At 72.4% G+C, this 13,419-nt stretch carries 14 protein-coding genes; 3 read left to right on the top strand and 11 right to left on the bottom strand.

Annotated elements, in window-relative coordinates; all coding sequences use genetic code 11:
- Positions 1-7: 7 nt before the first annotated feature.
- A complete protein-coding gene (locus ACZ4XX_RS14425) occupies positions 8-484 on the bottom strand; it encodes a hypothetical protein (protein ID WP_468508256.1) in 477 nt (158 codons plus the stop codon).
- Positions 485-915: 431 nt separating this feature from the next.
- On the opposite strand from ACZ4XX_RS14425, the gene ACZ4XX_RS14420 reads away from it, so the two are divergent.
- Complete coding sequence (locus tag ACZ4XX_RS14420) at positions 916-1,635, top strand: Lsr2 family DNA-binding protein (protein WP_468508255.1); 720 nt, start codon at positions 916-918, stop codon at positions 1,633-1,635.
- A gap of 22 nt (positions 1,636-1,657) precedes the next feature.
- On the opposite strand, the gene ACZ4XX_RS14415 is transcribed toward ACZ4XX_RS14420, so the two are convergent.
- Positions 1,658-2,275, bottom strand: a complete 618-nt coding sequence (locus ACZ4XX_RS14415) for a hypothetical protein (RefSeq protein WP_468508254.1) — start codon at positions 2,273-2,275, stop codon at positions 1,658-1,660.
- A 669-nt stretch (positions 2,276-2,944) separates the two neighbouring features.
- On the opposite strand from ACZ4XX_RS14415, the gene ACZ4XX_RS14410 reads away from it, so the two are divergent.
- A complete protein-coding gene (locus tag ACZ4XX_RS14410; protein WP_468508253.1) occupies positions 2,945-4,144 on the top strand; it encodes a S8 family peptidase in 1,200 nt (399 codons plus the stop codon).
- A 123-nt stretch (positions 4,145-4,267) separates the two neighbouring features.
- Positions 4,268-5,080, top strand: a complete 813-nt coding sequence (locus ACZ4XX_RS14405; protein ID WP_468508252.1) for a YqjF family protein — start codon at positions 4,268-4,270, stop codon at positions 5,078-5,080.
- A 13-nt stretch (positions 5,081-5,093) separates the two neighbouring features.
- Here ACZ4XX_RS14405 and ACZ4XX_RS14400 read toward each other — a convergent pair whose 3' ends face one another.
- The 9 genes from ACZ4XX_RS14400 to ACZ4XX_RS14360 all read right to left on the bottom strand — a co-directional run bounded on the left by ACZ4XX_RS14400 (position 5,094) and on the right by ACZ4XX_RS14360 (position 13,097).
- Complete coding sequence (locus tag ACZ4XX_RS14400; RefSeq protein WP_468508251.1) at positions 5,094-5,552, bottom strand: SRPBCC family protein; 459 nt, start codon at positions 5,550-5,552, stop codon at positions 5,094-5,096.
- Between the two features lie 101 nt (positions 5,553-5,653).
- A complete protein-coding gene (locus ACZ4XX_RS14395) occupies positions 5,654-6,592 on the bottom strand; it encodes an amidohydrolase family protein (RefSeq protein ID WP_468508250.1) in 939 nt (312 codons plus the stop codon).
- Positions 6,589-6,900 carry an L-rhamnose mutarotase gene (locus ACZ4XX_RS14390; RefSeq protein WP_468508249.1) on the bottom strand — a complete coding sequence of 104 codons (312 nt, stop codon included), beginning with the start codon at positions 6,898-6,900 and terminating at the stop codon, positions 6,589-6,591. Before ACZ4XX_RS14390 ends, ACZ4XX_RS14395 begins: the two co-directional genes overlap by 4 nt.
- On the bottom strand, positions 6,897-7,688 hold the full coding sequence (locus ACZ4XX_RS14385; protein ID WP_468508248.1) for a LutC/YkgG family protein: 792 nt from the start codon (positions 7,686-7,688) through the stop codon (positions 6,897-6,899). Before ACZ4XX_RS14385 ends, ACZ4XX_RS14390 begins: the two co-directional genes overlap by 4 nt.
- Complete coding sequence (locus ACZ4XX_RS14380) at positions 7,685-9,178, bottom strand: lactate utilization protein B (RefSeq protein WP_468508247.1); 1,494 nt, start codon at positions 9,176-9,178, stop codon at positions 7,685-7,687. Before ACZ4XX_RS14380 ends, ACZ4XX_RS14385 begins: the two co-directional genes overlap by 4 nt.
- Positions 9,175-9,912 (bottom strand): (Fe-S)-binding protein, encoded by a 738-nt coding sequence (locus ACZ4XX_RS14375; protein WP_468508246.1) that lies wholly within the window; start codon positions 9,910-9,912, stop codon positions 9,175-9,177. The genes ACZ4XX_RS14380 and ACZ4XX_RS14375 overlap by 4 nt, the downstream gene beginning before the upstream one ends.
- Positions 9,913-9,919: 7 nt before the next feature.
- Complete coding sequence (locus tag ACZ4XX_RS14370) at positions 9,920-11,014, bottom strand: aldo/keto reductase (protein ID WP_468508245.1); 1,095 nt, start codon at positions 11,012-11,014, stop codon at positions 9,920-9,922.
- A complete protein-coding gene (locus ACZ4XX_RS14365) occupies positions 11,011-11,772 on the bottom strand; it encodes an SDR family NAD(P)-dependent oxidoreductase (protein WP_468508244.1) in 762 nt (253 codons plus the stop codon). The genes ACZ4XX_RS14370 and ACZ4XX_RS14365 overlap by 4 nt, the downstream gene beginning before the upstream one ends.
- Entirely contained in the window at positions 11,769-13,097 is a 1,329-nt protein-coding gene (locus ACZ4XX_RS14360; RefSeq protein WP_468508278.1) for an enolase C-terminal domain-like protein, read from the bottom strand. Before ACZ4XX_RS14360 ends, ACZ4XX_RS14365 begins: the two co-directional genes overlap by 4 nt.
- Between the last annotated feature and the right edge of the window lie 322 nt (positions 13,098-13,419).

The following is a 13,419-nucleotide window of genomic DNA, read 5'->3' as shown; positions in this document are numbered from 1 at the left end:
CACTTCTCTAGTTTCGGGTGCCGTATCCCTGGAGCGCGGCCCGGACGAGAGCCACGTCCGCAGCCGGGACGGCAAGTTCCCAGGAGCGATCAGCGGCTTGCAGGGACAGCAGACGGAACACTCTCCTGTCGACCGCCACGCTTCCCGGACCGGTGACCGGGCCCGCACCGTGCACATGGAACGGAGCCACCAAGGCGATGTCCTCGCCGGCTCCGCCGAGGACGCGAAACGGTCGCCACACCACCGGAGGCTCTGCGGCAGGGTCCAGAATCAGCGCCCCCTGCCGGAAACGGTGGGCGTCGCGGAGGAACGCGGAGACCTCACGCGGCTCTCCGGCGTTCAACGCGGCGACGTCCGCCTCGGCGCGCTGACGGGCGTCGCCTGCGAGCTGCTCTCCTGCGAGCTGCTCGACGAGGCGCCTCGGATGCCGGAGCAGATCCGTGAAGGACAGCGTCCCCGCGGCCCGTCGTACCTTTCGTCCCACCCGTGCCTCCAGCCCTCTGCCTCGCGGTCGTGGTCGTGGTCGTGGTCGCGGTCGCGGTCGAGTCGAACTCTTGGTCGAGGTCGAGATCGTGCACAGCGTAGCGACGGTCGGGAGCGCGGGAAGGTCTCTCCCGCGACTTCCCCGCACCACCGGGACGGTGCCGGCCTCGGCGCAAGCGGTGGTCCTCGACTCAGCGCAGGGGCAGGGGCAGGAGCAGGGGCAGGAGACGGCGTACTCGCTGATCGCGACCGCCATGCGAGAGGCCTGGCGGTCGAGCGGGTCGGTGGGTACGACGAGCCCTTCACGGGCGGCAGCCTGCGCTCCGGTGCCTTCCTGGCGCTCGCCGTCGACGGGGAGCGGCTGACGCGGTACGATGCGGTCCCGCGTCCCCGTCGGCTTCCGGGGCGACGCGTTCGCGATGTACTGGTCCCGTGACCGCTCTCACCGGCCTCGCCGCTCTGACCGCCCTGTGCCCGCCTCCCGCCGTCGTGCCGCCCGCGCCCGACTGGTCCCTCGCCGAGGGCAAGCTGGGCATGAGCCTGCCCCGGGACTACAAGGAACTCGTCACCGCCTACGGACCCGGCCAGTTCTGCGACTTCCTCACCCTGTACCAGCCCGGCTCCCTCAGCGAGTGGGTCGACCTGACCGGGCCCATGCCCGCGCGTCTGCGTGCCCAGCTCGACGAGCGACGGAACGCCGAGGGTGGCGGGACCTCCGGCGCGCGTCCTCGTGTGGCGCTTCCGTGTGGGACCGAGGATCTTCTCGTGGTGGGCGTCACCGGAAACGGGGACCACCTGTTCTGGGACACCCGGCCGCGTGACGCACCCGACCGGTGGACGGTCACCGTCACCGAGCGGCTGGCAGCCCCCTGGTTCGCATACGGCGGGTCGGTGACGGCGTTTCTCGTCGACGTCCTCGGCGGGGCGTTGCGCGTGCCGCTGTTCCCCGGAGACCTGCTCGACAACGGGCCCGCCTTCACGCCGTCCCGTCTCCGTGGCCGCGTACCGGTCACCGCCCCGAGCACCTGGTCGCCGGTCGACACGAACACCGTCCGAACGTGGGCCAGGGCCAACGGCTACGACGTGCCGGACCGGGGACGTGTCCCCGTGGCGATCCTCGAGGCCTGGGAGGCGGCGACGCGCTCCGGCTGATCTCGTCGGCGGTGCGGCGGAGTCAGCCGACGTGGACGGAGAGCCCGCAGAGGCCCAGGCCTGTGCGGGCAGCGGTGCGCCAGATGCGAAGGGGGCCGTCGAGGACGCTCTCCTCACCGGCCAGGTAGTCCAGCCAGTCCCGGGCTTCGGCCGCAGCGCGTTCGTCCGGGGTGAAGGTGAAGGCGCGCTCGACGCGAGGGAGGCTCTCGGCGACCTGTGCCGAGGTGAGCAGGAAGGTGCCGCACCAGCCGGGCAGCAGGGCCGCCCGGGAAGGTCCGAGTGCGTGGAGGAGCGACGAGACGGCGTACTCCTTGCTGTGGACCGTGATGAACATGTGGTCCTCGCTCTGCCCGTCCCACACGTCGTCCATGACGTGGAACGAGGGGTCCGTCATGCCTCCGCACAGGTCGTCGACGTGCGCACCGGGGGCGGTGAGTTCGTGGAACGACTCGATCTCGGGGCCGTAGTTCGAGTACCAGGTCCGGTGATCGGGGAGCGGGGCCCGCTGCCAGTCCTGCCAGCGGCGGACGGCTTCGGGGCTGTCGCGGTCCGCGCGCATCGCGGGGAGCAGTCGGGGGGTGAGGTTGGCGATGTCCCGGTCGGAGTGGCCGGAGATCGCCCATGCGCTGGTGGATCCCATGCGGTCGACGTTATCGATGGGTACTGACACCATCGGCGCCCGTGCAGCCGCCCGCGTGGCCCTGTCGAGGCGGGCCCTCCAGCACCCGGACGGACGCCCCCGTCGCCTGTGCACGCGCCCCGCACAACGCCGCCCGCTCCGCCGTCAAGGCATGCGGCCTTCGCCGCGACGGCGACCTCGCCGGCGCCAACCGGGGCGGGTGCAAGGCCGCTTGGTCACACATGAGGTCACACCGCGTCCGGCACGTTCGGCCGCCGTCGACCGTCGGCGGAGACACCCACCGGCCGACCGGCGACAGGAGCATCACCGCTCCCGCGTCGTCGCAACCTCCGGCGGCGCCGACCGTCCGCGTCGAGGTCCGCCGCAGGGGGCCGTTCGTGCTCTCCCCCGTCCCCCGGGCCGTCGCCCCGAGCATCCCGGCCACGCCCCTCGAACCGACGACCGGGCATCCCGGCCCCGCCCCCGGACCCACGACCGAACGTGACCATTTCACGGAGGAGTCGGCCAGGGAGCGTGTGCGACGTGGAGGCGATGCGGAGAGCTGTTTAAGAAACCTTGTTGAATAAGCCTTTACCCCTGGTTCGCTCTTGATTTGCTCCTGCCAATCCGAACAGGGTTCTCTCGAACGTTTGACGCCCCACACGTCAACACGAGGAGAGATCCACTTTCATGGCAACTCACAAGCGATCCCACGGACTTCGCAACGCGGCCATAGCCACAGGTACCGCAGCCGCGGCCGCCGCAGCGCTGTTCGCCGGCAACCTCGCCGGGGCAGCCACCCCGGCCGAGGGGACCGTCCACGGACTCGGTGCCCCGGGCGCCGTCGACGGCAGCTTCATCGTCATCCTCGACGCATCCGCGAACAAGGGGGACCTCGCCAAGAAGTACGGCGGCAAGCTCGTCCGCTCCTACGGCTCCGAGGTCAACGGCTTCTCGGCGTCCGGTCTGTCCGTCGACGAGGCCAAGCGCCTCGCCGCCGACCCCGCGGTAGGGACCGTCGTGCAGAACAAGCGGTTCAGCATCAAGGAGACGCAGGAACAGCCCCCGTCCTGGGGCCTGGACCGGATCGACCAGGCCGACACGGCCGGCGACCAGAAGTACACCTACCCCGACACCGGCGGGGAGGGCGTGACCGCGTACGTCATCGACACCGGCGTCCGCATCTCGCACCAGGACTTCGGTGGCCGGGCGACCCACGGCTTCGACGCCGTGGACAACGACGACAGCGCCGACGACGGCAACGGCCACGGCACCCACGTGGCGGGCACCATCGCCGGCACCGCCCACGGAGTCGCCAAGAAGGCCAAGGTCGTGGCCGTCCGCGTCCTCGACGACAACGGTTCCGGCACCACCGAGCAGGTCGTCGCCGGCATCGACTGGGTGACCCAGAACCACTCCGGGCCCTCGGTCGCGAACATGAGCCTCGGCGGCGGCGCCGACGAGGCCCTGGACGCGGCGGTCAAGCGGGCGATCGCCTCCGGTGTGACCTTCGCGGTGGCGGCGGGCAACGAGTCCTCCGACGCCGGCCAGGGCTCGCCCTCCCGGGTGCCGGAGGCGCTCACCGTGGCGTCCAGCACCAAGGACGACCAGCAGTCGGAGTTCTCGAACTTCGGCGCCGTGGTGGACCTGTACGCGCCCGGCTCGGAGATCACCTCGGCCTGGAACGACAGCGACACCGGGGTCAAGACGATCTCCGGAACGTCGATGGCCAGCCCGCACGTGGCGGGTGCCGCGGCCCTCTACCTGGCCGCCAACCCGTCGGCGACGCCGGCCGACACGGCTACCGCGCTGACCGGGGCCGCCACTCCGGACGCCATCAAGAACGCGACCTCCGGCACCGCGAACAAGCTCCTCAAGGTGACGCCGTAGTCCCGTGACAGCACGTCCACGACTCGCCGGGGTCGTTCCCGCCCCCGGTGAGCCGTGACGAGGTGGCCCTCCACACACCCGTGGAGGGCCACTTTCGTGGGTCGGGTGCCCGATACTTCTGGGATGCCGCAGACGCCGCCCGCCGCGCTCCCCGAGCCGATATCGGCCGACCCGCCGCACCGCCGGGACCTGACGCTGCTGACCCAGTCCTGGCTCGACCTGGCGTTCCTGCACTGGGCCGTGGACCCCGCCGACGTGGCCCCGCTGCTGCCCGCCGGCACCGTGCCCGACACGCACGACGGCCTCACCTACGTGGGCCTGGTCGCCTTCCGGATGCACCGGGTCGGCTGGCTCCGGCTCCCCGGGATCCCGTATCTCGGGACCTTCCCCGAGACCAATGTCCGGCTCTACTCCGTGGACGCCCACGGGCGCCGGGGTGTCGTCTTCCGCTCCCTCGACGCGTCCCGCCTGATCCCGGTGGCCGTCGGACGGTGGGCGTTCCGGATCCCGTACGTCTGGTCCCGGATGAGCGTCCGGAACGACGGTGCCACCGTGACGTACACCAGCAGCCGTCGCTGGCCCGGCCCCCGCGGGGCGCGCAGCGCGATCAGCGTGGAGGTCGGCGAGCCGGTGGAGGAGCCCACCGCGCTCGAACACTTCCTGACCGCCCGCTGGGGCATGCACAGCTCGTTCCGCGGGCGGCCGCTGTATCTCCCGAACACCCACCCGCGCTGGCCGCTCCACCGCGCCCGGCTGCTCGACTGCGACGAGACGCTGCTCACGGCGGCCGGTCTCGACCGGCCGCCCGGTCCGCCCGTGAGCGTGCTCTACTCACCGGGCGTGCCGGTCCGCTTCGGTGCCCCGCCGCGGGACCCGCGGGTCGCGACGGTCCCGCAGGTAGTGGCGGTGCCGCGCCCGAGGGACGGGGAGGGGTAGCCCGCGCGCGGACTCAGCGCGGGGCGATCCCCGCCTCCGCCGCCGCCTTGATCCGGGCGCCGAAGCCGGGGGCGTCCTTGCGGGCGGCCGAGAGCGCCAGGCCCGCGAGGAGTCTGCCCACGCCGTGGCCTTCGAGGATGTTGTAGACCCGCACCTGGGTCCGGCCGTCGGTGAGCGGTTCCAGGTCGTAGCCCCCCTCACTCGCCGTCACGAGGTTCTTCGACACCTCGGCCCAGCGGAGCTTCACGGGGGCCTCGAAGGCCGTGATGCGGAACTCCCGGGCGGTCTTCATCCCGGCGTCCTTGACGGTGCTCCGGAAGACGGTGCCCACGGCGGTCGGGGCGTCCGGGACCCGCTCGATCCTGAGGACCCGGGGGCTGAACTCCGGATCGTTGCGCCCGTCGGCGAGGAAGGCGAACACCTCCTCCACCGGCCGGTCGACCTCGAACGTCGCTTCGAACTGTCCTGTCATGGGCACCCCAGATCGGTCGAGCGGCGGCCCCGCCCGCGCCTGCGGCGACGAGGCGTTCACCCTCGTCGCGGCACCGCGACTGTCGTAGCGGCATCACGACCCTACGTGACCGTCGGCCCGCCTGCCCGGTGGGCGACGCGCTCCCCCAGCCGGTACGTCTCCACCGCCGTGCCGCCGAAGAACGCCGCCCGCTCGGCCGGGCCGAGCGCCTCCGTGAGCTCCGCCGCGGTCCTGAGCGTCCGTCCGTACGACGCCGCCAGCGTGCACACCGGCCAGTCGGAACCGAACATGAGGCGGTTCGGGCCGAACGCGTCGAGCAGGATGTCTGCGTACGGCCGCAGGTCCCGCACGGTCCAGGTGCGCCAGTGGGCCTCCGTGTGCAGGCCGGAGAGCTTGCCGACGGTGTTGGGCAGCGCCGCGAAGGCGCGCAGGTCGGCCGCCCAGGGTTCGAGGTCTCCCCTCGCGACGGGCGGTTTCGCCGCGTGGTCGAGGACGAAGGTCAGCTCCGGCAGTCCTCTCGCGGCCCTCGTCGCGGCCGGCAGCTGGTGCGGGAGGATCACCAGGTCGTACGCGAGCCCGGCGTCGGCCACCGCGGTGAGGCCGTGGCGGACGTCGGGGCGGAGCAGCCAGGCGGGGTCCGGTTCCGACTGGACCTGGTGGCGGATGCCCACGAGGTGCCCGCCGCCCGGCAGGGCGAGCAGCGCGGCCAGGGTGTCGGCGACGTCGGGCGCCGTCAGGTCCGTCCATCCGACGACGCCGGAGATCAGATCGCTGGCGCGGGCGGTGGCCAGCATCTCGGGTGTCTCGTCGGCGACGGTGACCGTCTGGACGAGGACGGTGGCCGTCACCCCCTCGGCGGCGGTCTCGGCCCGTAGATCGCGCTCCGTGAAGGTACGGCGCAGAGGTGCGAGGTCGGGTCCGGTGATCCAGTCCTGGTCGCGTACGGCCAGGTCCCAGAGGTGGTGGTGCGCGTCGACGACGAGAGGGCCGCGGCGGGCGCTCGTCGCGTGCGGGGCGTTCACCGTGTGCGGGGCGTTCACAGGTGCCACACCACGGGCAGTCCCGCGTCCGCGCCGTCGCCGGAGTAGTCGTGGACGACCTCCAGGAGCTCGGCCATCCGGGCCTGCCACTCCACGTTGACCGGCAGGGTCTCCAACTCGGCGAGGAGGCGGGCGTAGTCCTCGCAGTCGAGCAGATGGAAGAGGTCGGTGCCGCTGCGCCAGATCGTCCAGGACGTGCAGCCGGCGGCCCGTATCGCCCGGGTCAGCTCGGCGGGGACCTCGCGGTGCGCCTCCTCGTAGGCGGCGATGCGGTCCGCGCGGACCCGGGTGTGCAGGGCGATTCTCATGGGTTCGCTCCAGAGGTGTCGGTGACGACCAGGACGACGTCGAGGATGCGGGGTCCGTGGACGCCTTCGACGCGCTGCAGTTCGATGTCGGAGGTGGCCGAGGGACCCGAGACGAAGGTGAGGGGACGGTGGGGGTCCAGGCCGGCCAGTGCCTCCGGTACGTCCGGGACGATCTGCTCCGCGCGCACCACGCAGAGGAGGTGGTCAGGGATCAGGGACAGGACCCGGCGTCCTTGGCCCGGTCCCGTGTCGAGCACGATCGTCCCCGTCTCCGCGATGGCGACGGCTGCCGTGGTCAACGTACTCTCGACCGCTTCGAGTTGCCGAACGGTCAGGGGTGGGGTGTCGCCGACGAGGTCCACGTCGGTGCGCGTCAGGAACGCGGGCGGGAAACCGTCGGGCACGACGACCCGCCGCACGCCGCGGCGTTCCAGGAGGGCGGCGACGGTGCGCGCCACGTCCTCCTGCGCGCAACGCACCACGGTGGCGCGGTAGTCGGCGACGCGCGCGGCGAAGAGCGCGACGGGGTCGCCCGCCGCGACCGTACGGCGACAGGCGCGCGGAACGGGCACGTCCTCGGGTGTCTCGTCGTCCGGTACGTCGCTCAACGCGGCCCGGATGCGGGCGAGTACGGCAGTGCGGCTGTCGGCCGCGCCCCTGTCGGCGGGAGCGCCGTCGACCGCGTCGCTCTCGCCTGCACCACTGCCGACCGCACCGCTCTCGTCGTCGACGCTCTCGCCCGTCCCTCTGTCCCGCTCGGCCCCGGCGCCCGTGCCGCCGCTCGTCATCGCTCCTCCCGCTTCGCGCGCCACCACGCACGGAACGACTCCCGTGGCGGTGTCGGCGTGTCCCTGGTGGCGGACCAGCCCCCGAGCGGCCCCGGCAGGCGCCGGATCCGTCCTCCGCGCCCGCCCGTCAAGCGGCCGGCGACGGCCGCCGCGCGCTGGGCGGCGCCCAGGAGCCTGGGCGAGTCGAGGACCGTCGACGCCGCGTTCATGGCGAGCGCCTCCGGTGTCGGCAGTACCCGGCCTTCGCGTTCGGCCTCGACGACCTTCGCCCGCAGGTGGACCAGGACCTCCGGAATGTCGATCTTCACCGGGCAGGCGTCGTAGCAGGCACCGCACAGCGTGGACGCGAACGGCAGGGACGCGGCGCGTCGGACGCCCGCCAGCTGGGGGGTGAGCACAGCGCCGATCGGGCCGGGATAGACCGAGCCGTAGGCGTGACCGCCGGTCCGCTCGTACACGGGGCAGACGTTGAGGCAGGCGGAGCAGCGGATGCAGGCGAGCGCCTGGCGGCCGACGGTGTCCTTGAGGACGTCGGTGCGGCCGTTGTCCAGGAGGATCAGATGGAAGTCCCGGGGGCCGTCGCCGGGGGTCACGCCGGTCCAGAGGGAGGTGTACGGGTTCATGCGCTCGCCGGTCGAACTCCGGGGCAGCAGCTGGAGGAAGACCTCCAGGTCGGCGAAGGTCGGCACGACCTTCTCGATGCCCATCACCGTGATCAGGGTCTCCGGCAGGGTCAGGCACATCCGCCCGTTTCCCTCGGACTCGACGACCGCGATCGTGCCGGTGTCGGCTGCGGCGAAGTTCGCCCCGGAGATCGCCACCCGGGCGGTGAGGAACTTCTCCCTCAGGTGGAGCCTCGCCGCCTCGGCGAGCGCCTTCGGGTCGTCGGTGAGGTCGGCGGGCGCGGCCCGGCCCCACTCCCCCATCCGTTCCGTGAAGATCTCGCGGATCTCGGCCCGGTTGCGGTGGATCGCCGGGACGAGGATGTGGGAGGGCCGGTCCTCGCCGAGTTGCACGATGAGTTCCGCCAGGTCGGTCTCGTACGCCGTGATTCCGGCGGCCGCGAGTGCCTCGTTGAGTCCGATCTCCTGGGTGGCCATGGACTTGACCTTGACGACGCCGTGCTGTTCGCCCTCCCGGCCGCCGGCGGCGCGGACGAGGCGCTCGACGATGCGGTTCGCCTCGGCGGCGTCGGCCGCCCAGTGGACCGTGCCGCCGGCGGCGGTGACGCTCGCCTCCAACTGTTCGAGGTAGTGGGCGAGATGGCGTGCGGTGCGTCGCTTGATCGCGGCGCCGGTATCCCGGAGGTCCTCCCAGTGCGGCACCTCGCCGGTCGCGTCGAGGCGCTTCGTACGGATGGTGGTCGTGGCGTGCCGGAGGTTGTGGCGCAGTCGGGTGTCGGCCAGGGCGGTGCGGGCGGCCTCGGGGAAGGCGGGGGTCCCGAGCCAGACCCGGCCGTCGTGGTGGGTGTCGTCCGTCGTACCGGTCATCTCGCTCCTTCCGTCGCGGCCAGGATCTCCGCGAGATGCAGGGTGCGTACGCCGCTGTTCAGTCGGCCGAGGCCGCCGCCGATGTGCAGGAGGCAGGAGTTGTCGGCGGCGCACAGGACCTCGGCTCCGGTGCCCATGACCGTGGTCATCTTGTCGGCGAGGATGGCGGTGGAGGTGTCGGCGTTCTTGACCGCGAAGGTCCCGCCGAAGCCGCAGCAGGCGTCGGCCCGGGGCAGATCGACGAGGTCGATGCCCTCGACCGCGCGCAGCAGCCGCAGGGGTCGGTCCCCCAGGCGTACACCGCGCAGGGAGTGACAGGTGGGGTGGTAGGTCACGCGGTGCGGGAAGACGGCGCCCACGTCGGTGACGCCGAGGACGTCGAGGAGGAACTCGGTCAGCTCGTGGACGGCGGGGACCACCTCGGCCACCGCCTCCCGCAGCGCGGCGTCGCCGAGCTGTTCGGCGAGCACGGGGTGCTGGTCGCGGATCATGGCCGCGCAGGAGGCGGAGGGCGTCACGATCGCGTCGTATCCGGCGAAGACGCGGGCGAAGCGGGCCACCATGGGGAGGGATTCCGGGCGGTAGCCGGTGTTGAAGTGCATCTGTCCGCAGCAGGTCTGCTCGCGGGGGAACTCGACGGTGTGGCCGAGCCGTTCGAGGACGGTCACGACCGCCCGGCCGGTGCCGGGGAAGAGGGTGTCGTTGAGGCAGGTGATGAACAGTCCGATCCTCATCGGCGCCTCACCCGCGATCCGGGGCGGGAACGGACCCGGGGGTGTGGTGCTCGCGGCGCAGCTCTTCCCAGAGGGCCTCGGGTATCTCTCGGGCCAGCATGTCCGCGGCGTCCGCGGCCTCCGCCGGGCTGCGCAGGCCGAGGAGGACACCCGCCACGGCGGGATGGCGCAGCGGGAAGCGTGCTGCCGCGGCTCTCAGGGGCACTCCGTGGCGCTCGCAGATGTCCCGCAGCCGGAGGGCCCTGGCCAGGGTCTCCGGAGGGGCCGTCGCATAGTCGTACGTGGCGCCCGGGCGCGGATCCGCGAGGAGGCCCGAGTTGAACACTCCTCCGGCGACGATCGACACGCCACGGCGCTGCGCGTCGGGCAGCAGTGCGGCGAGGCCGCTCCGGTCGAGCAGGGTGTGGCGGCCGGCGAGCAGGACGACGTCGATGTCGGTCTCGGTGACGAAGCGGGTGGGGATCGCGGTCTGGTTCATGCCCACGCCGATGGCACGGACGACTCCCTCGGTCCGTAGGCGTTCCAGGGCGGGGTACGCCTCGCGCAGGGCCTGGTCGGCGTGGTCGTCGGGGTCGTGCAGGTGGACGATGTCGACGCGGTCGAGCCCGAGCCGCTCCAGGCTCGCCTCCAGGGAGCGCCGGATGCCGTCCGCCCCGAAGTCCCAGACCCTGCGGTGGGTGGCGGGTACCGCGAAGCCGTGGGCGAGGTCGTCGCCGGTCGCGCCGGGGGCGGGGACGAGGAGGCGGCCGACCTTCGTCGAGACGGTGTACGTGTCACGGGGCCGGTCCCGCAGGAAGGCGCCGAGCCGACGTTCGGACAGGCCGAGGCCGTAGTGGGGTGCGGTGTCGAAGGAGCGGATGCCCCGGTCCCAGGCGGTAGCGAGGGTGCGGTGCGCGTCCTCGTCGGTGACGGTGCGGTAGAGATTCCCGATGCCGGCCGCGCCGAAGGCGAGGGGGGTCGTCCAGGCGGTCGTCCGGCCGAGAGGGACGCGAGGGAGGCTCGCAGGGCCGGTGGTCCGGTCGTCCGTGGCCGGTTCACCGATGGTCCGGTGGTCCGTGGCCGGTACGGTCCGGTCGTCCGCAGTCCCCTTGTCCGCGCTCATGTGCCCGCCGGGCGGAGTCGGAGTCCCGCCATGCCGCCGTCGACGGCGAGGGCGGTGCCTGTCACCGAGGCCGCAGCCGGGGACGCGAGGTAGACGACGGCCGCTGCGACTTCGTCGGCGCCGACGAGCCGGCCGGTGGGCTGGCGAGCACTGAGCGCCGCGCGTTCGGCCTCCGGGTCCGCCGCCGCGTCGAGCAGACGCGCGACCCACGGGGTGTCCACGGTCCCGGGGTTGACGCAGTTGACCCGGATGCCCTCCCGGACGTGGTCGGCGGCCATCGCGAGGGTCAGGGAGAGGACCGCCCCCTTGCTCGCCGAGTACAGGGCCCGCTGCGGCAGGCCCGCGGTGGCGGCGATGGAGCAGATGTTGACGACGGCGGCGTGCTCCGAGCGGCGCAGGTGGGGCAGGGCGGCACGGGTGGTACGGACGACGCCGAGGAGGTTGACGTCGAGGACACCGTGCCACTGGTCGTCGGGGTTGTCCTCGACGGTGCCGGCGGCGCCGATGCCCGCGTTGTTGACGAGGATGTCGATTCCGCCGAGCGCGGCGGCGGCCGCCGCGACGGCCTCGCGCACCGACGTGTCGTCGGCGACGTCCGCGCGGAGGGCGATCAGCTTGTCGGGGACGGCGGTCGGGTCGAGGTCGAGGACGGCGACGGAGGCACCCTGCGCGTCCAGCAGGCGGGCGACGGCGAGTCCGATGCCGGAGGCACCGCCCGTGACGACGGCGCGGAGGCCGGCGAGGGGGTACGCGGTCATGCGGTCACCCCCGCGGTGGCTTCGTCGGCGAGCGCTCCGGCCAGGTCGGCGGCCCAGAACGTGCCGTGGGGGTAGACGAACGTGGCGAGGGAGGCCTCGTGCATGTCGGCCGAGAAGCCCGGGGCGAGGGGCGCCGTGTAGGCGCCCTCGCGTATGACGGCCGGGTGGGCGAAGTGCTCGTGGAGGTGGTCGACGAACTCGATGACCCGGTCCTCGGTGGTTCCGCTGAGCGCCACGAAGTCGAACATCGCGAGGTGCTGGACCAGTTCGCACAGTCCGACCCCGCCTGCGTGCGGGCAGACGGGCACCCCGAACTTCGCGGCGAGGAGCAGGATGGCGAGGTTCTCGTTCACGCCGCCGACCCGGGCCGCGTCGAGCTGGACGATGTCGACGGCGTTCGCCTGGAGGAGCTGCTTGAACACGATGCGGTTCTGTACGTGCTCCCCGGTCGCCACCTTCACAGGGGTGACGGCGGCCCGCACGCGCGCGTGCCCGAGGATGTCGTCCGGGCTGGTGGGCTCCTCGATCCAGTAGGGGTCGAACTCGGCGAGCGCCCGGGTCCACTCGATGGCCTCGGTGACGTTCCACCGCTGGTTGGCGTCGACGGCCAGGCGGACGTCCGCGCCGACGGCGGCGCGGGCGGCGCGGCAGCGGCGGACGTCGTCCGCGAGGTCGGCGCCGACCTTCAGCTTGATCTGGGTGAAGCCGGCCGCCACCGCCTCCTCGGCGAGTCGGGTCAGCTTCTCGTCGGAGTAGCCGAGCCAGCCCGGCGACGTGGTGTACGCCGGGTAGCCCTGGGTCCGCAGGACGCTCTCGCGCTCGGCTCGCCCGTCCTTGCCGCGCCGCAGGAGGTCAAGGGCCTCCTCGGGGGTGAGGGCGTCGGTGATGTAGCGGAAGTCGATCTGCGAGACGAGCCACTCGGGATCGGCGTCGGCCAGCAGTTTCCACAGCGGCTTCTGCCGGCGCTTGGCGGCCAGGTCCCATACGGCGTTGACCACGGCCCCGACGGCCATGTGCATCACGCCCTTCTCGGGCCCGAGCCAGCGGAGCTGGCTGTCGCCGACGAGCGCACGGCTGACGAGGCCGGGGTCGGCGCAGAGGTCCTCCACGGACCGGCCGATGACGTGGGGGCGCAGTGCTTCGATCGCCGCGACCTGGACATCGTTGCCACGCCCGATGGTGAAGGTGAAGCCGTGTCCCGTGGGGCCGTCGGGGTCGTTCGTGCGCAGGACGAGGTAGGCCGCGGAGTAGTCGGGGTCCGGGTTCATCGCGTCGGACCCGTCGAGTTGGCGGGAGGTCGGGAAACGGATGTCGTAGGTGTCCATCGCAATGACCCGCGTGATGTCAGTGGACAACGGGGGTTCCTTTCACACCTGGGCTGCTTGCTCGGTGTTCGGCGTCATCTGCCCGACCGACACGGAGCAGCCCCAACCATCAGCACAGATCGGGTGATTGGCCTATTGAGCGAGAACGATACGGCGCTCGTGAGAGGTGAGGCAAGTAGACATCGGATGTTTCTCGGACCGTGAGAACGGCCCTACGAAGGGCATCACGAACGGCACGGGGGGGGGGGGGGGGGGGGGGGGGGGGGGGGGGGGGGGGGGGGGGGCGGGGGGTGGTGCGGGATGTGTGGGGGGCGTGGTGGTG

Source organism: Streptomyces sp. NPDC029956, from assembly GCF_055574655.1.
Note: the sequence above shows the minus strand (reverse complement) of the source record. Positions and strands in the feature narration are given on the sequence as shown.